Origin of the sequence: Catellatospora tritici (assembly GCF_019083965.1) — a bacterium.
In the GTDB taxonomy this organism is placed as follows: Bacteria; Actinomycetota; Actinomycetes; order Mycobacteriales; family Micromonosporaceae; genus Catellatospora; species Catellatospora tritici.
The window spans coordinates 1-18,797 of sequence record NZ_JAHRCY010000004.1 but is presented as its reverse complement, the minus strand read 5'-3'; the positions used below and the strand labels follow the sequence as shown (position 1 = coordinate 18,797).

20 protein-coding genes and 3 pseudogenes are annotated in these 18,797 nt (G+C 68.4%); 11 read left to right on the top strand and 12 right to left on the bottom strand.

What is annotated here, in order from left to right:
- The first annotated feature begins 45 nt into the window (after window positions 1-45).
- Window positions 46-1,107: a LacI family DNA-binding transcriptional regulator gene (locus KUA19_RS10005; RefSeq protein ID WP_254549168.1), complete on the top strand. Its 1,062-nt coding sequence runs from the start codon at window positions 46-48 to the stop codon at window positions 1,105-1,107.
- A 282-nt stretch (window positions 1,108-1,389) separates the two neighbouring features.
- On the opposite strand, the gene KUA19_RS10000 is transcribed toward KUA19_RS10005, so the two are convergent.
- The 3 genes from KUA19_RS10000 to KUA19_RS09990 all read right to left on the bottom strand — a co-directional run bounded on the left by KUA19_RS10000 (window position 1,390) and on the right by KUA19_RS09990 (window position 3,582).
- Window positions 1,390-1,869 (bottom strand): SRPBCC family protein, encoded by a 480-nt coding sequence (locus KUA19_RS10000; protein ID WP_217395906.1) that lies wholly within the window; start codon window positions 1,867-1,869, stop codon window positions 1,390-1,392.
- A 92-nt stretch (window positions 1,870-1,961) separates the two neighbouring features.
- The gene (locus KUA19_RS09995) at window positions 1,962-2,447 is read right to left on the bottom strand and encodes a M20/M25/M40 family metallo-hydrolase (RefSeq protein ID WP_217395905.1); all 486 of its coding nucleotides are present in this window, start codon (window positions 2,445-2,447) and stop codon (window positions 1,962-1,964) included.
- Window positions 2,448-2,901: 454 nt separating this feature from the next.
- On the bottom strand, window positions 2,902-3,582 hold the full coding sequence (locus tag KUA19_RS09990; protein WP_217395904.1) for a hypothetical protein: 681 nt from the start codon (window positions 3,580-3,582) through the stop codon (window positions 2,902-2,904).
- A 314-nt stretch (window positions 3,583-3,896) separates the two neighbouring features.
- Between KUA19_RS09990 and KUA19_RS42555 the strand changes: the two genes are divergently transcribed.
- The 4 genes from KUA19_RS42555 to KUA19_RS09970 all read left to right on the top strand — a co-directional run bounded on the left by KUA19_RS42555 (window position 3,897) and on the right by KUA19_RS09970 (window position 6,769).
- Window positions 3,897-4,316 carry an STAS domain-containing protein gene (locus KUA19_RS42555; RefSeq protein ID WP_217395903.1) on the top strand — a complete coding sequence of 140 codons (420 nt, stop codon included), beginning with the start codon at window positions 3,897-3,899 and terminating at the stop codon, window positions 4,314-4,316.
- A 189-nt stretch (window positions 4,317-4,505) separates the two neighbouring features.
- Complete coding sequence (locus tag KUA19_RS09980; RefSeq protein ID WP_217395902.1) at window positions 4,506-5,462, top strand: MEDS domain-containing protein; 957 nt, start codon at window positions 4,506-4,508, stop codon at window positions 5,460-5,462.
- Window positions 5,459-5,890: an ATP-binding protein gene (locus KUA19_RS09975; RefSeq protein WP_217395901.1), complete on the top strand. Its 432-nt coding sequence runs from the start codon at window positions 5,459-5,461 to the stop codon at window positions 5,888-5,890. Before KUA19_RS09980 ends, KUA19_RS09975 begins: the two co-directional genes overlap by 4 nt.
- Before the next feature lie 171 nt (window positions 5,891-6,061).
- On the top strand, window positions 6,062-6,769 hold the full coding sequence (locus KUA19_RS09970; protein ID WP_308167408.1) for a DUF6766 family protein: 708 nt from the start codon (window positions 6,062-6,064) through the stop codon (window positions 6,767-6,769).
- A gap of 143 nt (window positions 6,770-6,912) precedes the next feature.
- On the opposite strand, the gene KUA19_RS09965 is transcribed toward KUA19_RS09970, so the two are convergent.
- The 3 genes from KUA19_RS09965 to KUA19_RS09955 all read right to left on the bottom strand — a co-directional run bounded on the left by KUA19_RS09965 (window position 6,913) and on the right by KUA19_RS09955 (window position 8,423).
- Window positions 6,913-7,326 (bottom strand): arsenate reductase ArsC, encoded by a 414-nt coding sequence (locus tag KUA19_RS09965; RefSeq protein WP_217395900.1) that lies wholly within the window; start codon window positions 7,324-7,326, stop codon window positions 6,913-6,915.
- Window positions 7,327-7,401: 75 nt separating this feature from the next.
- The gene (locus KUA19_RS09960) at window positions 7,402-8,142 is read right to left on the bottom strand and encodes an aquaporin (protein ID WP_217395899.1); all 741 of its coding nucleotides are present in this window, start codon (window positions 8,140-8,142) and stop codon (window positions 7,402-7,404) included.
- On the bottom strand, window positions 8,142-8,423 hold the full coding sequence (locus tag KUA19_RS09955) for an ArsR/SmtB family transcription factor (RefSeq protein ID WP_308167407.1): 282 nt from the start codon (window positions 8,421-8,423) through the stop codon (window positions 8,142-8,144). The genes KUA19_RS09960 and KUA19_RS09955 overlap by 1 nt, the downstream gene beginning before the upstream one ends.
- A 246-nt stretch (window positions 8,424-8,669) precedes the next feature.
- Between KUA19_RS09955 and KUA19_RS09950 the strand changes: the two genes are divergently transcribed.
- The 5 genes and pseudogenes from KUA19_RS09950 (at window position 8,670) to KUA19_RS42550 (ending at window position 11,497) form a co-directional block, all read left to right on the top strand.
- Window positions 8,670-9,020 carry an ArsR/SmtB family transcription factor gene (locus KUA19_RS09950; protein ID WP_217395897.1) on the top strand — a complete coding sequence of 117 codons (351 nt, stop codon included), beginning with the start codon at window positions 8,670-8,672 and terminating at the stop codon, window positions 9,018-9,020.
- Window positions 9,021-9,031: 11 nt separating this feature from the next.
- Window positions 9,032-9,490, top strand: a pseudogene (locus KUA19_RS09945) (GNAT family N-acetyltransferase); the annotation flags it as partial.
- 338 nt (window positions 9,491-9,828) lie between these two features.
- Window positions 9,829-10,914: a zinc-dependent alcohol dehydrogenase family protein gene (locus tag KUA19_RS09940; RefSeq protein ID WP_217395895.1), complete on the top strand. Its 1,086-nt coding sequence runs from the start codon at window positions 9,829-9,831 to the stop codon at window positions 10,912-10,914.
- Window positions 10,915-11,106: 192 nt separating this feature from the next.
- A pseudogene (locus KUA19_RS44940) lies at window positions 11,107-11,262 on the top strand (DUF1062 domain-containing protein); the annotation flags it as partial.
- A 40-nt stretch (window positions 11,263-11,302) separates the two neighbouring features.
- Window positions 11,303-11,497, top strand: a complete 195-nt coding sequence (locus KUA19_RS42550; RefSeq protein WP_254549166.1) for a hypothetical protein — start codon at window positions 11,303-11,305, stop codon at window positions 11,495-11,497.
- A 160-nt stretch (window positions 11,498-11,657) separates the two neighbouring features.
- Here KUA19_RS42550 and KUA19_RS09930 read toward each other — a convergent pair whose 3' ends face one another.
- The gene (locus KUA19_RS09930) at window positions 11,658-14,078 is read right to left on the bottom strand and encodes a right-handed parallel beta-helix repeat-containing protein (RefSeq protein ID WP_217395893.1); all 2,421 of its coding nucleotides are present in this window, start codon (window positions 14,076-14,078) and stop codon (window positions 11,658-11,660) included.
- A 452-nt stretch (window positions 14,079-14,530) separates the two neighbouring features.
- Window positions 14,531-14,971: an endonuclease/exonuclease/phosphatase family protein gene (locus tag KUA19_RS09925; RefSeq protein ID WP_254549165.1), complete on the bottom strand. Its 441-nt coding sequence runs from the start codon at window positions 14,969-14,971 to the stop codon at window positions 14,531-14,533.
- Between the two features lie 491 nt (window positions 14,972-15,462).
- Here KUA19_RS09925 and KUA19_RS09920 point away from each other — a divergent pair, with 491 nt between their 5' ends.
- Window positions 15,463-16,956, top strand: coding sequence for an arabinofuranosidase catalytic domain-containing protein (locus KUA19_RS09920; protein ID WP_217395891.1), 1,494 nt, complete (start codon window positions 15,463-15,465; stop codon window positions 16,954-16,956).
- Between the two features lie 98 nt (window positions 16,957-17,054).
- Here KUA19_RS09920 and KUA19_RS09915 read toward each other — a convergent pair whose 3' ends face one another.
- The 4 genes and pseudogenes from KUA19_RS09915 to KUA19_RS42545 form a co-directional block, all read right to left on the bottom strand.
- Window positions 17,055-17,471, bottom strand: a complete 417-nt coding sequence (locus tag KUA19_RS09915; protein ID WP_217395890.1) for a VOC family protein — start codon at window positions 17,469-17,471, stop codon at window positions 17,055-17,057.
- 85 nt (window positions 17,472-17,556) lie between these two features.
- On the bottom strand, window positions 17,557-17,970 hold the full coding sequence (locus KUA19_RS09910; protein WP_217395889.1) for a helix-turn-helix domain-containing protein: 414 nt from the start codon (window positions 17,968-17,970) through the stop codon (window positions 17,557-17,559).
- Window positions 17,971-18,079: 109 nt separating this feature from the next.
- Entirely contained in the window at window positions 18,080-18,508 is a 429-nt protein-coding gene (locus KUA19_RS09905) for a nitroreductase family deazaflavin-dependent oxidoreductase (RefSeq protein ID WP_217395888.1), read from the bottom strand.
- 163 nt (window positions 18,509-18,671) lie between these two features.
- Window positions 18,672-18,797: pseudogene (locus KUA19_RS42545) on the bottom strand (ABC transporter permease); the annotation flags it as partial.

Below are 18,797 nucleotides of genomic sequence, written 5' to 3'. Positions count from 1 at the left end.
GTCAGCACGCAAGCAATGCGGGATCGTCGAGGAAGGAGCCGGGTTTTGTCGCACGTCGAATCGGATGAGCCGGTCGCCGACAGCGAAGGCGCCCACGACGACCCGGCCGGGCCGGTGACGATCTCCTACATCGCCGAGTCCGCCGGGGTTTCGATCCCGACGGTGTCCAAGGTGCTCAATGGTCGCTCCGGCGTGGCCGCCGATACCCGCGCCCGCGTCGAGGCACTCGTCCATCAGTACGGCTACCGCAGGCCCACCCCGGCGATCCGCAGCAACATGATGGAGTTGGTCTTCGAGGACCTGCGGCACATGTGGGGCCTGGAGATCATCCGCGGCGTGGAACAGGTCGCGCGGGAGAACCGGATGGGCGTGGTCCTGACCGAGTTCGGCCCCCAGCGCAGCGCGATCCGGTACTGGATCGACGACACCCTCGCCCGCAGGCCCGCATGTGTGGTGACCGTGGCGCAGCTGTCGGACAGCCAGCGCAGCCAGCTACGGACCAGAGGCATCCCGTTCGTGGTCATCGACCCTCCCACGGAACTGCCTGACGACGTTCCGTTCGTGGGCGCCACGAATTGGGCCGGTGGCCGATCGGCCGGTCGCCACCTGATCGAGCTCGGCCATCGACACATCGCCATGATCAGCGGCCCCGATCGCCTCCTGTGCTCCCAGGCCCGGGCGGACGGCTTCCGCTCTGCCATGGTCGGCGCCGAGCTGCCCGCCGACCTCGTCGTACGCACCGACCTGACGCAGGAAGGCGGTCGGCGGGCGGCCATGCTGCTGCTGGACCGGCCGGACCGGCCGACAGCCATCTTCGCCGGCAACGACCTGCAGGCACTCGGCGTCTACCAGGCCGCCCGATCGCTGGGCCTGCGTATTCCGGCGGATGTGAGCGTGGTCGGCTTCGACGACCTGCCAGTCGCCGCACTGGTCGATCCGCCGCTGACCACGGTGCACCAACCACTGACAGAGATGGCCGTGGCCGCCACCGAGATGGCCCTCGCGCTCGGGCGTGGGGAGAAGGCGCCGCAGCCGGGCCTCGAGCTGGCGACCACCCTCACGGTGCGGGGCAGCACAGCGCCACCGGTCGACCAACCCCGCAGGTGACCGCGGACCGCCGAACTCGACTGGATCGCACGCTGCGCGGCGTTTCAGTACGCGTTGGACGCGCAGCTGCCCGCGTACCTGCCGCTCTTCGTCAACGTCGAGCCGGTGTCGATGCGTTCTGCCTGTCCGACGGATCTGACGGACCTGAACGAGCGAGCCTACCGAGAGCTTCAGGCATAGGCCACCCCGGCGACCGGTCAGGCGACGAGTCGACCAGTGCTCACCATGCGGCGGCTGGCGGGGACATCGCTGTCACCGCCAGCCGCACTCCCTGCCCCAAGTTCACCTGACGTCAGGCCGCGAACCCGGCGCGGTCACATTGCCGCGCCAGGCGCCGGTCTCCAGTCCTCGCTGCTCGATGAACTCCTTGAACCGCTCGGTGTCCTTCTTCACCTGACGGCTGTCGGCGCCGATCGCGCTGCCGACGTTCTCCACCAGGCCCTCGGGCTCCCAGTCCAGCTGCACGGTCACCCTGGTGTCGGTGTCGCTGAGCCGGTGAAAGGTGACCACTCCGGCGTGGCGCGTGTCGCCGCTGGTGCTCTTCCACGCGATGCGCTCATCGGGATGCTGCTCGGTGATCTCGGTGTCGAACTCGCGCTTGGCGCCGGCGACGCTGACGACCCAGTGGCTATGGGTGTCGTCGACCTGCCTGATCGAGTCGACCCCGCCCATGAAGTTCGGGAAGGATTCGAACTGAGTCCATTGGTTGTAGGCGGTGTGCACCGGGACGTGCACATCGACCGATTCGGTAACCGTACTCATCTGCAACCCCCACAAAGTCGGACGAAGAGCTGATACCCCGCCGGGTAGCTGCTTCAAACGGCTTCGAGCCGCCGTACCGACGCCATCGCGGCTCAGCTGATCCGGTCGATCAGTCCTGCCAGCAGTGCGACCCGCGGAATGACCGAGCCCAGGTCGAGCCACTCGTCCGGGCCGTGGTCGCCGCCCCCTACCGGGCCGAGACCATCGAGCACCGGCGCCCCGGACTCGGCCAGCAGGTTGGCGTCGGCGCAGCCGCCGGTAGCGGCGTGGGTGACAGTCAGGCCGAGTTCGGCACCGACCTTTGCTGCCACCCGCAGCAGCGCCGCGGTGCCTGGACCGCCCGGCCAGGGCGGGGTCGGCGCGACAATGCGGATGGTGGCGGTGACCCCGTCGACGAGCGGTGTTTCGGCCAGTCGGGCGATGTCGGCCAGGGCCGCCTGGTACGCGTCTGGCTCGGCGGCGCGGACGTCGACGACCAGGCGGGCGTGCCCGGCGACGACGTTGGGGCGGGTGCCGGCCTGAAGGACGCCGACGTTGACGCTGTCGAGGCCCTGCGAAGCCCTGCGCGACGGCGCCAAGCCCGGCTACTTCGCCGACCCCGACCTCGGCGGCTACTGGCCGGCCGGCGGCTTCGGGCTGCTCACCTCCGGTCTGATCGACACCCACGTCTCCGCATACGGCCGCCTGGGCCGCGCCGTCGAACTGGCCAGCCGCACCGGCCACGAGCGCGTCTACGGCCTCGACCCCGACACCGCACTCCGGTCACCTCGCCCGCAGCCCCGACGAGCGCGGCCGCGTCATCGGCACCGGCGGGGTCAATATTCTCGACCTGCGCGAAGGCGTGCGCTGGAGCCACCTGGCCGCAGGCTTCACCTACCGGCCACGCACCTGGCAGGAGTACCCGCCCGACGACATCCACCGCCTGCGCGAGGGCCGCAGCGGCCCTGTCGCCGCCGCTCGGCCGCCTGCCGACTGTGCCCGCGCTCGTGGCGACCACCCGCATCACCATCGTCGAGCGCAGGACGGCTCCGTTCAGACCCGGGTGTCCGACGAGGCAGTGGTGCTGCCAAGCCGACCGGCGGCGTTCGCGTCGAGCATCGCCGGGTATCGGGCAGAGTCGGGCGACCGCCACAGTCCGGCGGCCAACCAGGCGCAGCCGATCAGCATCAGGCCCCCGTGGGCGATCCGAACCGCCTCGCCCGCGAAGAACTGCGGTATGAACAGCACGAACCCCGCCGCGAACGCGATGGCGCCGAACCGGGTCAGGGTGGCGGCTCGCCATACCGCCACCGCCGCCCAGACCGCCCCTAGGCCCAGCATCAGCAGCCCGGCGAGGAACGTGACGGCGGCGGCCGGGTGGTAGCGGACGCCGTCGGCGATGTCGAGCAGATCGATCTGCCGGCCGGCCGCGACTTTCGTCGCCACGGTGTTCAGCGCGAAGTCCTCGGCGCCGTAGTACGGCAGGGTCAGTCCGGCACCGATCCACATGATGGCGGCAGCGACGGAGTTCACTCGCAACAGTGCCAGTGGGACGAGGATGAAGCCGATCATCGCGAAAAGATGGGTCGCGACCCACCACGGTGACGCCATCGCATGCAGCGCCCCCTGCGCCGTGGACTCGTCAGCCCAGGGGCGAAGTGCCGGATACAGCAGGAAGAGGACGCCTGACGCACCGAGGGCGGCAGCGGCGACACGGTTCCGTGAGAGCAGCATCGGAAGCTCCATTGAGGATCGAGGAGTGGAGACAGTCGGCGAGGACAGCCGCAGCACGTCTCGCGTCGACAAGAGGCTATGCTCCATAGCCGAAAAGCTACTGTCATTAGCTTAGGAAGTCAACGACGGAGTAGGCCAGATCTCGTGCCGGCGCACTATGCCGTTGCGGCGTCGCGACGCCGGCCCTAGGCTTGCGGCCAGCCCCGACGACATACCGGGCAAACAGGAGCGACCGTAGACATGGCACTTCCCGCCTCATCAGCGCCGGACCCATTCGGCGTACACCTCCCGACACCTCGAAGTTCAGGCGGCACGTGTCCGACGGTCTGAGTATTCGACTACGCACGCTGGCCGGTTCCCTCAACCTGATCGTCACAGGCGAGGTCGAAGCCTCCAGCGTCTATCTGCTGGCCAAAGTCGCCGACGCGGTGATGCGGACCAAGGCCGCCACCGAACTGACCCTGGACATGTCAGCGGTGACATACATCGACCGCGCCGGAGTCGCCGGAGTGGACGCGTGCCGCCGCCAGGCGACCGCCCGCGGCCTCGGATTCCTGATCGTGAACCCGTCGGTCGCAGCGGGAGCGGCCCTGAACGCCCATGCTGGCCGAGCAGCGACGAGCGAGCCGCCTGGCCTCCTGGCGCCTGCCACCGCCCGCCCCGGCAGATCCCGGGCACGCGGCCAGGGCGGCCGATCGCGGTGCGCCCGGCGCGGGCCGCTGCCACCGCACTGACAACGGCCGACGCGCGCCGAGGTCGAAACCGTCGGGCGTCGTCTCAAGTCGCTCGACGTCCCGGCGCAGGCCTCCCGGGCAGTCGGCATGCCGAGGGAGGCGCGGAGCCGAACCGTCGCCTCCAGCATCGCCGCGCCCTTCACCGCGCCGACATCCCGCGTGAGCAGCTGACTCGCAGGCGCACTGCGCGTGCCCGACCCCACCGGCCCCGTCCCCGGCGTGTTTGCGGGGCCGCTCGATGGGAAGCTAGTGACTCGACCGGCCGGACCATTGGAGGGACTGCTCATGGCTGATGCGGTTACCGTGGATCAGCTGAGGGTTGGTGATCATGCATGTCTGACGTTCACCGAGCCGGAGGAGCGGTGGGATCTCGTCGCGGAGTTCGTGGCCGACGGCTTGAACCTGGGCCAGCGGATCGTGTGCTTCACGGACCTGGTCGCTCCGGATGACGTCACGGGAGAGCTGGTGGTGCGCGAGGTCGCCGCGGGCGCGGCCCTGAAGCGGGGTCAACTGGTACTGCGCGGGGGTCAGGATTCGTGGCTGGCGGGCGGGCCGGTGACCGCGGAGCGGATGGTCGCGGCGATCGCCGAGGAGATCGAACGTACGACGTCGGGTGGTTTCACGGGCCTGCGGATCACCGCTGACATGTGTTGGGCGACCAGGGCTGTGGTCGCGGCCGATCAGCTGGTCGCGTTCGAGCGGCAGGCTGCGCGGCTGTTCAACGCGGGCGAGCTGACGATCAGCTGTCAGTACGACCGGGACAGCTTCGATCCGGTGACGCTGGCGTTCGCCGCCGACGCCCATCCCAAGACCGTGGCGGCCGTGGTGTACCACGACACCCCGATCCTGCGGATCTGGCGCCAGCATCGCCCAGCGGGGGTCCGGATCGCAGGCGAACTCGACTTCACTCAGCTGGAGCCGCTGCAGCAGGCGTTGGCTGAGGCCTTCCGCCTTGACGACTCGATCCACCTGAACCTGACGAAACTGCTGTTCATCGACGGAGCTGCGGCGATGGCCGTCGCGAAGGCGGCGCTGACGTTGCCGCCGGACCGAGAGGTGATCGTGGAGTGTTCGCCTGAGGTGGCGATGGTCTTCGACGCCGTCGGGGCGTCCGACGTCGAACAGCTGCGGTTCAGAGCGCGATGACCGGCGCTGAGCGACCGACGACAAAGCCGGAGTCGGGTCCGGCGACCGATGCGGAACTCGTCTGCGAGTTCACCGCACCGGACCTGTACTCGCTGCGCGCAGCCGTCGGCGCACACGCCGCCGCGCACGGCATGGTCGATGGCCAGCTGAGCAAACTCCTGGTCGTGGTGACGGAGCTGGCCGCCAACGCGATCCGCCACGGTGGCGGGAGGGGCCGTCTACGGCTGTGGCGGGTCGGGGACGCATTGCGTTGCGAGGTCACCGACGGCGGCCCCGGCATCGGCGACCCTGACGCAGCCGGTGTTCGGCCGGTCCCGGTCAGGGCCGATGGGGGTCGCGGTCTCTGGATCGTGCGCCAGTTCAGCGACCAGGTCACCATCATCAGCGATCTTTCCGGTACTGCGGTCACCGCCGTCCTGCACCTTTGACGGGCGGTCTGCCCCACCTGGCCCCTCCCCACAGGCTGCGTAAAGTCGCGCCGGGCCGCTGACTGCCACCGCTCGGACGGCATGCTTCTCGCCAATCGGGGTATGTACGTCCGTGGTGCGGCGTGGCGACCGTGCCGAGGACGACATGGTGATGGCACATCGGGGGATCACGTGACAACCGATGACATACTCCGCGACACCGAACTCGGGCCGCAGGACGGCAACCGGAGCTTCGTCCGGGACAACCTGCTGTCCATCGTCATGTTCGGGGCGTTCGTCCTGTTCATCGTGCTGCAGAGCATCTTCGGGTGGCAGGTGCGCAACGAGGAACTCGCCGAGTTCGGCCAGGCCGCCGACTCGTACTGGCACTACCTGACCACCGGGCACTTCGCCGAGGCCGTCTTCGAGAACTGGGAGTCGGAGTTCCTCCAGATGGGCGCGTACGTCCTGTTGACAGCTTTCCTGGTGCAGCGGGGCTCGGCCGAGTCGAAGAAGCCCGAGCAGAAGGACCGTCCCGAAGACGAACCCGACAACGCCGGACCCGACTCCCCAAAGGCGGCCAAGGGCCACGGCATCGCCCAGGCCCTGTACCGCAACAGCCTCGCCATCGTGCTGCTGGTCTTCTTCGCGCTGTCGTTCGTCAGCCACCTGCTGGGCGCCACCGCCGACCACAACGAACAGCAGGCGCTGCGCGGGCAGCCCTCGGTGCCCGCGTGGGAGTTCCTGGGCACCTCCGACTTCTGGTTCCAGTCCATGCAGAACTGGCAGAGCGAGTTCCTCGCCGTCGGCGCACTCGTCGTGCTCAGCATCTTCCTGCGCCAACACGGTTCACCGGAGTCCAAACCGGTGACCGCGCCCCACCGGCAGACAGGCGAATGAGACCGGACACCTACCCCGGGTCGAGGCCCTAGGCCCGAACGCGGAGAACCCGAACAGCCCGCGCTCGGCATCGACGGCACTCCGGCCAGCCGGCGACAGCCGCGTCGAACGGCCTTCAGCTGCGGAAACCGCGGCCGAGCCGATCAGCTCGCGGTGGGCAGGAGGTCGTCGACGAGGGCTTGGACTCGGTCACGGATCTCGTCACGGATCGGGCGAACGGCGTCGATGCCCTGCCCGGCCGGGTCGTCGAGCGTCCAGTCCTCGTGGCGCTGGCCCGGGAAGTAGGGGCACACGTCACCGCAGCCCATGGTGATGACCACGTCTGACGCTTCGGAGTCGTCGGGGGTGAGGATCTTCGGAGTATGCCCGCTGATGTCGATGCCGACCTCGGCCATGACCCGCACGGCGACAGGGTTGATCTGGTCGGCGGGCGCCGAGCCGGCCGAGCGGACCTCGACGGCGTCGCCGGCGAGGTGGCGCAACCAGCCCGCCGCCATCTGGGAGCGGCCGGCGTTGTGCACGCATACGAACAGCACACTGGGCTTCTTGTCGATCATGGCGGTTCTCCTGGGATGAGTTCTTCGATCAGTGCGCGGACGCGGACGCCGATGTCACCGGCGATGCGGTGGTGGTCATGGCGTCGATCCCGCAGCCACGGCCGCCGGCTGGGGCAGCGGCTGGGCGGCCGCGGTGGTGCTTGCCTTCGGGTAGAGGGCGACGGCCAGGCCGAGCCCCAGCAGCGCGCCGACGATCTGCGCGGCGATGAACGCCGGGACGGAAGCCGGGGCGATGCCGGCGAAGGTGTCGGTGAACGCGCGACCGATGGTGACGGCCGGGTTGGCGAAGCTGGTGGAGCTGGTGAACCAGTACGCCGCCCCGATGTAGGCCCCGACGGCGGGTGCGGCCAGGGCGACGCGGCCGGTGCGGACCAGGGCGAAGATGAGCAGCAGCAACCCGGCGGTCGCGACGGCCTCGCCGAGCCAGAGCTGCGGCGTGGCCCGGTCGGTGGCCGACAGACCCTGTGCCACGCCGAACATGGCGTTGCCGAGGATCGAGCCGCCGATCGCGCCGATGGACTGAACGGCGAGGTAGGGGCCGACGTCCTTGCCCGCGAGGCCGGTGGGCTCACGGCGGTCCGACCACCAGGCCGCGATGGTGACGACGGGGTTGAAGTGCCCGCCGGAGACCGGCCCGAGGACCAGGATCAGCACCGCCAGGGCGAACACGGTGGCGGTGGAGTTCTCCAGCAGTTGCAGGCCGGTGTCGTGCGGGGACAGTTTCGTGGCCATGATCCCGGAGCCGACGACGGCGGTGACCAGCAGCATGGTGCCGAGCAGTTCGGCGAGCAGACGGCGGGGCAGGGTGGCGGGCATCAGCACTCCCGGCGGTTGGCGTCGGCGGCACGGGCGCGGGCGGCCAGGTCGGTCAGGTGCCCGGCGGCGGCGTCGAGGGCGTCGGCGTTGAGGTGGTAGTAGGTGAAGCGGCCGTACGGCTCTGCTTTCACCACGCCGGCGTGGCGCAGCGCCCGCAGGTGGTTGGACACGTTGGGCTGCGACAGGCCGAGGTCCTCGACGAGATGGCAGGTGCAGGCGGGGCCTGCGGCGAGGGCGTCGACGATGGCGGCACGGGCGGGGTCGGCCAGCAGCCGCACCACCTCCGATGGGGCATCACCTGAAACTGATATCACCACGTGGTTATAAAACAGTGCGCCAGGTCAGCGTTACAACTTCACGATCATGAACATTGGGTGACGGGCCGTCGGGCAGACCCGGTCAAGTCAGCCGGAGGGCGATGTCCAGCAGCGCGGATCTGCACCCAGCTTGACAGGATTCGAAGCGGGCGGCGGCGGGGATTGCCCCGGCTCCGCTCAACCATTATCATCGTCTATCGGCGATGTGCGATGATGTTGGAGAAGCGCGTGATGGCAGACCTGCTCGACCGAGAGGTCGCCCAGCGGTACGCGTCGTGGTTTCGGGCCCTGGCCGACCCGACCCGGGTGCAGGTCGCGGAACTGCTCGCCCGCAGGCGCGAGGCGATGAGCGTCGGTCAGATCACGGCCGCGGTGGGCCTGGCCCAATCGACGATCTCCCAGCACCTGAAGATCCTCGCAGAGGTGCGCTTCGTGCTGGTGGAGGCCTCCGGCAACGCGAACCTGTACCGGATCAACCAGCACTGCCTGAGCTGCTTTCCCACCGCCGCCGACGTGGTGATGGGCCGCCCGGTCGCCGCACCTGGAGACACGCCGTGCTGACCATCAGGCCCATGACCGCCGCCGACGCCGACACGGTGCTGGCGATCTACCAGCAGGGCATCGACGGCGGCAACGCCACGTTCGATACGGCCGCCCCCACGTGGGCGGCGTTCGACGCCGGGCGGCTGCCCGAGCACCGTCTGGTCGCCTGCGACGAGTCCGGGCGGGTCCTCGGGTGGGTCGCCGTCAGCAGGGTGTCGGCGCGAGCGGCGTACGCGGGCGTGGTCGAGCACAGCGTCTACGTCGACCCGGATGCCCGCGGCCGCGGCGTCGGCCTGGCCCTGATGCGTGCGCTGATCGCATCGACGGAGGCAGCCGGGATCTGGACGATCCAGTCCGGGATCTTCCCCGAGAACACCGCCAGTCTGGCTTTGCACCGGGCGGCCGGATTTCGTGAGGTGGGCGTACGCGAGCGGCCGGGATGCCTGCACGGGCGGTGGCGCGACGTGGTGGCGATCGAGCGGCGCAGCACCGTGGCGGGCACCACCCCACCAGGTAGGTCGACAGGCTTCCAAGCGGGCGGCAGCCCGTCTGCAACCGAGCCGTCGACGACCACCGGCGGCTGTAGCTGACCAGGTGGGCAGTCCGGATCATCAGCGCCGATGCGGTTCTCACGCTCGCCGCCTGTCGTCCGGCCCAGCTCAAAACAGTCGCGGCGGTAAACTCGACGTCAGAGGGTCACGACTCGGCCTTCGCGAGGCGCGTTGGGGTCGGCGTAGCCACACGTCAGGTTCCGCCACGAGTCATACGTCAGCTCTTTCCGGCACGTCCGGTCGACCTGGTCGGGCGTTGAGACGGAAGGCCGATCATGCCTGAATCGATGCGGGCGCTCGTGGCCGACAAGGTCGGCGAGCCTGCCGATGTCCTGCGGCTGGAATCGCGGCCTGTACCCACGCCGGCAGCCGGTCAGGCGCTGATCCGGGTGAAGGCGACCCCAATTCACGCCAGTGACCTGCACGTAATACGTGGCCGCTACGGGTTCACGCCCGAGTTCCCCACTGTGGGCGGCCACATGGAGTGCGTGGGCCGTGTTGAGGCCCTGGGCCCGGACACCGAGGGACTGACGATCGGCGAGCGGGTGGTGGCGGTCGCGGTCCCGGCGGTTCCCGGGCCACATGTGGCAGGCACGTGGCAGGAACACCTTGTCGCCGATACGCGAAGGCTCCTGTCGGTCTCCGGCGATCTGAGCGACTCCAGCGCCTGCCAACTCGCGGTCAACCCGTTGACCGCGCTACTGCTGGTGACTCGCGAACTCGACGTGCAGCCGGGTGAATGGTTGTTGCAGACGGCCGCGGGCTCCACCGTCGGCCGGCTCATCATCCAGCTGTGCGGGCATCTGGGGATCCGCACGATCAACGTCGTGCGGCGGCGCGATGCCGTTGCGGAGATCAAAGCGCTCGGTGGTGACGAGGTCATCTGTACCGAGGACGAGGATCTGCTGCAGCGTGTGGCGGAGATAGCCGGACCGGGCGGCGTACGCAAGGCCGTCGACTGCGTCGCGGGCCCCGTGGGTGCCCAGGTTTCCCAGGCGTTGGCTCCGGGAGGGAAGGTCGTGGTCTATGGGGCGCTTTCCACCCATCGGCAGACCGACCCGGCGGCGTTGACGATCCCGCTGTCGGCACGCTCGCTCATCTACGAGACCAAGACAGTCCGTGGCTTCTGGCTGAACCGCTGGTTCGGCACCACCTCTGCTGAGGACGCGTTGCACGCGCTGTCCGAGGTTCGCAGTCTCGTCGCTGATGAGGTGCTGACCATCCCCCAAGGCCAGCCGTTCCCGCTCGAACGCTTCGCGGTGGCCATCGCGCTCGCCGAAGCGCCCGCGCACGGCACCAAACCACTGTTCGTCTTCGACGACGGCCGAGACAACGACGGCAGCCAGGGCGTCCGTCGCTAGCGGCGGGGCGCTCGAAAACCGGTGGACCGGCGCCACCGCGCCCATTAGCGTGCTGCCGAGCCATGTCGTCCAGCCGAGGACCTGCCGTTGTACACCCTGTGAGACCTCCCGAGCGCTGATCTTGTCGCGCGTCGCGCCTGTGCGCCGCGCTCCTTTCTGCTGCGGACTTCTCACTGAAACCGGTGTACTTCCATGCTCGAAAACTGGGTGATCGCACCCACCTGCCTGCCGCTCGTCCTCCGCCGTTGCCACGCCTGGCCGTCCGAGCGTTCGCTGGGCGGCGGCGATTTTCGCGTCAACGCCAGCCACCGGCTTCTTGACGCCTGGCTCCTCGCGCTCTGCGCCGCCTGCGGGGACCCCGCGAAGCTCACGCTCCTGGAGCGGATGAATGTACGGCTCCACACGACCCGAGGTGCTGGACCGGCCACACGACAACGACGTCGGACCGACGGCCGAACCACTCTTGGCTTCGGTCGCGCAATGCCGCGATCGCATCGGCCTCGACTGGGACAACGCCCGGCGCCTCAGCACCGGCGGATCGGATCGCTCTGACCGCGAGGTGATCGATGTCTGGATCCGCTGACGCATCACAGTGACGTCGACCCCGGGGTGATGGCGTGGCAAGCGCCGCGCCGTCACCCCGGCGTCGGGTCGCGGACGCTAGGTTGTCGTCACCGCGAATCCGTCGAGTACCGCGTATGAGCCGGACAGTTTGGTGACCACGATCGTGTGCGGACCGGCACTCAGGCCGGTTCTGCTGTACACGGGAACGTTGGCGTGACGCACGCCGTCGGCGGGCACCGTGCTGACGACCTGCGGCGCCCCGCCGTCGATACTGACACCGAGATTGCCTTGATCGATGTTCTGCTCGCCGTACACGGTGACACCGGTGCCGGAGAAGGTGAGCGTGGCGGTCGACCATTGACGGTGGCGTAGTGCACGTCACCGTTGAGGTCACCGAACGTCCGGCCGGACTGCGGGCTGAAGCCGCTGTAGCCGATCCGGCTGTCGGTGTCGTCGATGCGGCCCGAGGTCACCGGGCCGCCGCCGTCGCCGACGCGGATGTCGGCTGCGGTGGTGCCGGCCGGGATGGGGACGATGAGGAATCCGCCGGAGACGAACCGCACCCCGGTGACCCTCACGTTCTTGACGTACACCGGGGTCGTCGCGGTGAAGCCGTGCCCGCCGATGAGTACCTGGGCGGCGTTCGTCGGGGAGATGTATCGGGCCTGCGGTGTGCCCGCGACGGACTGAGCGACGTACGCAGAGGTCAGCCCAGCCGCCGCGAGGATGCCGGTCGGGATGGGGCCGGGTCCCGGTGTCGCCGGTATCGAGACGTTGCCGGAGGCGTTCGAGTCGACCGGCGGGTTGCAGGCGTACGACTGGCGGGGCGCGGAGAAGTAGTTGTTCCGGATCCAGAAGTGGCCGGTGGCGCTGCACCCGCCCTGCGCCGCGCCCCCGGCGCTGAAGGCCACATTGCCTTCCCAGTTGATCCACTCAGAGCCCGCGTCGTCGTAGTAGGTGAAGTTGGTGGAGCGGCCGTTGAAAGCGACGTTGCCCTTGACCTGCAGACCCTTCGCGAGCGTGGCGACGGGGTCGATGGACCCGTCGGTTCTGTACACATAGCCGGCCTGGTGGCCCTCGGCGTAGATCGCGCCGCCGTCCTGACGTACCGACATGTAGTCGTGGAAGAGGTTGTTGCTGATGGTGTTGTTCTCGTTGATGTTGGTGGAGTTCTGCGGAGTGCTCGCCTGATCCACGTGTCCCTGGATGACGCCGGCGGTGATGGCGGTGTAGGGCAGGTCGAAGAGGACATTGTTCGTGATCTTCGTGCCGCGCGAGAACAGCAGCGTGATGCCACATGCGGAGGAGTAGTCGGTGCCAATGTGGTGGATCACGTTGTCGGAGACGGTGGTGTTGGTGAGGACCTCGTTGAGACCGATGCTGTCCCCGCCGACCGCCGCGGGGTCAGGTGTGCAATGGCCCTTGATCGCCTGCGCCTCGGACGCGTTGGTCGGAGTCGGGTCGTAGGTGCAGCCCAGCAGCAGCGCCGTGGAGGAGATGCCGGTGAACTCGTTGCCTCGGATGAGGGTGCCGCGGGCGCCGTACATGACGCTCAGCCCGGCTCCGCCGAGGTTGAGGAAGCGGTTGCCGGTCAGGGTGAGGTTGGTCGTGGCAGTGAACGCGACGTTGCCCAGCGGCTGGGTCAGCGCTCCCCACGGACAGCTGCCCACCGGGTTCGAGAACGTGCACATTCCCTGGTTACGCCCCTCGGTGAGGCGCAGGTTGCTCTGCACGTCGGAGAAGCCGGGTGGCCGCGACGGGTCGTTCCACGTCGCGTAGGAGAACTGCAACCCGGTGAACGTGATGTCGTGCAGCGGGTTGGCGAGGGTGCCCGCGCCCTGGAGCAGCGTCTCCAGACGCGGCAGTGCCACGTCGAGATTCTGCGTCTGCTGCCAGGACTCCGGCTGGTAGTACAGCTTGCCCGCGCCCGAGTCCAGGAACCACTCCCCTGGGCTGAGCAGCGCCAGGGCGTTTTCGACCCGGGACGGCTTGGTGTTCACCGACATCGACGGCAGGCCGCCGCTGCCCTGGCTGAAGCCTGCCCGGTTGGTCACGTTCGTCCAGCACGGCTGAGCCATCGTCAATGTCGATGCCGCGGCCGAGTAGCTCGCGACCCGGCAGCGCGACTGTGTCCACGGGCCGTTGCCACCCGGATAGTCGAACTCCACCTTCGCCACCTCGGTCGCCGATCGCGCCCCGAACCATGCTTTCGCGACGGCATCACCGCTGATGTTGTATCCGGAGGACGACCCGGCCCAGCTTCCGTTCCAGCCGAGGTCGGCGAGCGAAGCACCCGCCACCGGCACCTTCTCGCCGTCGACGTACAGCTGTCGGGTCTCGCTGCCGGTCGGTACCGGCGCGGACCACCGGCCGCTCGAGCCTTCCTGCACCCAGCCGGTCACCCGGATCGCACCGGAAATCACCGGGTATGCGCCGGGCGCGGCTCGCCACACCACGGGATGGCCGGTGCTGCCCGAGTCGGCTGCGGTGAACTTCCATGTGCTCGACAGCCGATACGTGCCATCGGCCAGCTGTACCTGCACGTCCGCGCCGGGATCGGCGGCCAGCTTCGCGCGTACCGCGCTCTGCGCACCCGCCACCGAGCATGGCGACACCTGCGCGCACGACGACCCGGAACCGGCTGGGGACGCGTAGAAGGTTGCCGCAGTGGCAGCGGACGCCTGCGAAATGGGCAGGATCAGCAGGCACCCCAATGCCGCCACCGTGGTGACCGCCGATATCCCTGCGAGCAAAGGTTTGGAGCGGGACACGATCGCCTCCTGGCTATCGTCGATCCAATAGGATATACGATATGGATGGTCCCGCTCACCGCCGCCGAGTGTCAACCACCTCCTCGCCCAGCGCGTGGACGCCCAGTTCCGTGCGGACCTACCACAACTGGGGCCGGAAAGGCACTCGGTCGCCGTGCCCAGCAGGGTGATGAGCAGGCCACCGACGACGACCGCGTCACGGCCTCGGTGTCCTGGCGCACTTCACCGACCACCTCGGGCGTTCTCACCGCGGAGGCGGGGCGCCAACCTCCGCGCGATCCTCACCAGCCGATTCCGGCCGCCACCGGCAGGTGGTCGCTGCCGGTGGCGGGCAGCACCCACGAGCTCTCCGGCTGCACACCTCCGACCAGGATCTGGTCGATCCGCACCACCGGGAACTTCGCCGGCCAGCTGAAGCCGAGGCCGTCCGCGGCCGCGTCCTGGGCGGAGAGCAGCTGCGAGGTGATGTCGACGAACGCACGGTCGTCCATGGTGCCGTTCAGGTCGCCGAGCAGCACCACCCGTTTGTTCTGCTCGGCGGCGATGGCCTCGCCGAGCGCCCGCGCGCCTCTGTCGCGCGAGTCCGTCCAGAAGCCGCTCCCGAGATTCACTCGTGCCGACCCCAGGTGGGCCACGTATACCGCCAGCGGACCGTGGTCGCCAAGTCCATCTGCGTCATCGTCTCTCCTCGCTCGCCGCCGGTCACTTACCGCCCACTTCATCACGCAGCGTGTTACCGGATCGTGAGCTGATCAGCGCACAAGTTCTTCACACCGCCGACGAGCGAGCCCTCCCACGACCGCCGTCCGGGCAGCCGACACCCGCATCAAGTCACGCTCATGAATAACTTTGTTAACGATCACATGCGGCACATCGATGGCCCACGGTCCACGGGCAGCTGCCCAGATGGCAGTTTCAAGGGGGTACCGTCGATGAAAACTTGGTGTTGCGAAACCATTTCGACCCCAGTATGTTAGCGCTCACAAGTGGTCGCGCCATTGCCTGCGCGCCCGGCCACGGTGCGTCGGCGTTCCCGATGAGAGGAGGTTGCGCAGCCCTGCCACCGAGCCGTCGCACCCGTTGACCACATAGCTCTCGCCGCAGCGAACCCGTACTGACGGACCAACCCAGCCTGCCGCGCATCGCCCGATGCGCCGATGAACCGTGCCCGGGTCCAGGTCCCTAGGTCTCCAACGCAACGGAAGAGGTAGCAATGGCACTTGACGCAAAGCATCGGCACCTGCGCACGGCCGCCCTGGCGGCGGCCGGTGCGGTAGCGCTCATCGCGACCGTCCTCACGGGCGCGGGCACCTCCCTGGCGGCCACGACCGGCCCGTGCGACATCTACGCGGCCGGCGGCACCCCCTGCGTCGCCGCGCACAGCACCACCCGCGCTCTCTTCGGCTCCTACAGCGGCTCGCTCTACCAGGTGCGGCGCTGGTCCGATGGTGCGACGACCAACATCGGCGTGCTCAGCACCGGCGGTTACGCGAACGCGGCGACACAGGACTCGTTCTGCTCGGGCACGTACTGCACGATCGTCCGGATCTACGACCAGACGTCGCGTCACAACGACCTGACGATCGCTCCGGGCGGCGGCGCCAACCCGACCGCCGACCAGGGCGCGAACGCCGCGGCACTGCCGGTGACCGCCGGCGGCAACAAGGTCTACGGCGTCTACATCTCGGCGGGCAACGGCTACCGCAACAACGCGACGAACGGCATCGCCACCGGCAGCCAGCCCGAGGGCATGTACATGGTGACCGAGGGCACGCACGTCAACGACCGGTGCTGCTTCGACTACGGCAATGCCGAGACGAACAACATGGACACCGGAAACGGCGACATGGACGCGATCTACTTCGGCAAGCTGTGCTGGTTCTCGCCCTGCGCGACCGGCCCGCGCGTAGCGGCCGATCTGGAGAACGGCCTGTTCGCGGGCGGCAACGGCTCGTGGACCGCGAACACCGGCCGCAGCAGCGCGTTCGTGACCGCGATGCTGAAGAACAACGGCACCACCACGTACGCGATCAAGGACGGCGACGCGCGGTCCGGTGGCCTGAAGACCCAGTACAACGGTGGGCTGCCGACCCAGTCCGGCTACAAGCCGATGACCAAGCAGGGCGCGATCATCCTCGGCATCGGCGGCGACAACAGCAACGGCTCGGTCGGCTCGTTCTTCGAGGGCGTCATGACCAGTGGCTACCCCAGCGACGCCACCGAGAACTCGGTGCAGGCCAACATCGTCTCGGTCGGCTACAACAAGAGCGTGACGTTCCCGGTGAACGGGGCCACCTACCGGCTCACGAACCTCGCGAGCGGCAAGGTGCTCGACGCCGTCAACTGCGGCACCGCCAACGGTACGGGAATCCAGCTGTGGCAGTCGCTGGGCAACACCTGCCAGCAGTGGCGTTTCAACAACGTCGGCCCGAACAAGTGGACCATCACCAACGTCAACGCCGGTAGGGTGCTGGACGCGGTCAACTGCGGGTTGGCTCTCGGTACGGCCACCAACCTGTGGGATTCGCTCGGCAACACCTGCCAGCAGTGGGCAGTGATCCCAGCCGGCAACGGCCGCTACGAACTGGTGGTGGAGAACAGCGGCATGGTCCTGGACGGCCAGAACTGCGGAACCGCGAACGGCACCAAGGTGCAGATGTGGATGTGGCTCAACAACACCTGCCAACTCTGGTCCATCGCACCGTGAACCCGCGCTGTGGCGCGGTCACCAGACCGCGCCACAGCGAAGGTGGAATGCCTTGACCCGGCTCGGCACCCCGCAGATGTCACGGGTGTCAGTGTCCCTCAGGAGGGATTGCCCTGCTGAAGGATCCGGACGGGGTTGCCGAACGGGTCGCGGATGCCCATGTCGGTGCCGTAGAAGTGGTCGGTGGGCTCCTGGGTGAAATCGGTGAAGCCGCCCGCTTTGAGGGTCTCGTACAGTCCACGGACATCGTCGGCGATGAAGACGAGACCGGTCAGGGCACCCTTCGTGATCAGCTCGCGAAGCTGCTCAGCCGTCGCCTCGTCATGCAGCGGCGCACCCGGCTGCTCCAGGGCGATCTCGGTGCCACCGGTGCCCGGGACGCGAACCGTCAGCCAGCGGTAGGAGCCCTGCTGGACGTCGTTGCCCTTCTCCAGCCCGAGCTTGTTGACGTAGAAGTCCAGCGCCTCGTCCTTGTCCAGGACATAGATCGACGCGACGTTCAGGTTCGTGATCATATCGGGTGCTCCTCGGTGACCAGTGATCGACAGTTGGCCAGGCTAGGCGAACCGTCTCATCCTCGGCTTATCCAGAACTGCTCGATCATGTCGCGGTCGAGGCGGCCGCGGCCCGTGGTCGGGTGTTGGCCATCAGGACACAGTTGGGCACGTCCGCCGGTCTGTTGCCGCTGCGGTAACCCGACGGCGTCTGCCCGACGATCTCCCGGAACGTTCGGCTGAAGGTCCCCAGGCTGGCGAAGCCGACATCGAAACAGACCTCAGTGACGCTGCGGCCGGTCTCCCGCAGCAGGAACATCGAGCGCTCCACTCGCCGCCGCTGCAGGTAGCGGTGCGGCGTCTCGCCGAACAGGCTGCGAAAGCAGCGGCTGAAGTGCGCCGGCGAAATATGGGCCACCGCCGCGACGGCCGGGACGTCGAGGGGCTGGGCGTAGGCGCGGTCCATCGCATCGCGGGCGCGGAGCAGGCGCCGGTTCAGTTCCTCGACCTCTCGGCTCACGCCGCAATGCTATAAGACCTGATCAGCGGCCGCGCCGAGCGCTTCCGGCGCGGGCCGATGTGTCGTCACCGACCACCTCGCGGGCCCGACGACGGCAGCGATCGCGAGATCATGCGGACGCGATGCGGGTCAGTTCCAGAACGGGGATGGTCCGGATGCCTTTCGTCTTCTCCGCGTATTCGGCGAAGCCCGGGTAGCGGCGGGCTTGCTCGTCGTATCGCCGATCGCGTTCGTCGCCGGTCAGCTCCCGCACGCTGACAGGATAGGTCTCGGCGCCGCGTTCGACGGCGGCGTGGCCGCCCGAGGTGAGGTTGTAGTACCAGTCGGGGTGCTGGGGTGCGCCAGCCTTGGACGCGAACACGTAGATGACGTCGTCGTCGTTTTCGTGAGGCAGGTACATCATCGGGTTGACGAGCTCGCGACCGCTCTTGCGGCCCCGGTGGTGGACCAGCACCATCGGGGCTCCGGTGAACGGCCCGCCGACGCGGCCCTCGTTCGCCCGGAACTCGTCGATCACCTTGGCGTTCCAGTCACTCATCGGTGTGCCTCACCTTCTCGTACCGAACAGAAGTGCGGATCCATCTTCACCCCTCCTACGGCATCAGATCGACTGCCTCGCGACAAAGCGACCTACGAGCCTCACCCGGGACCGTTGGCGCGCCGACCGCCCACTGGTCGCGGGCGGTCGGCTGCCTGGCAGGTCAGGCGATCTTGCGGTGGTAGACCCTCATGGCGAAGGCGTAGGCGACGATGAGGATGCCTGCGCACCAGCCGAGGGCGATCCAGATGTCGTTGCCGACCGGCTGCTGGTCGAACAGTGCCCGGAT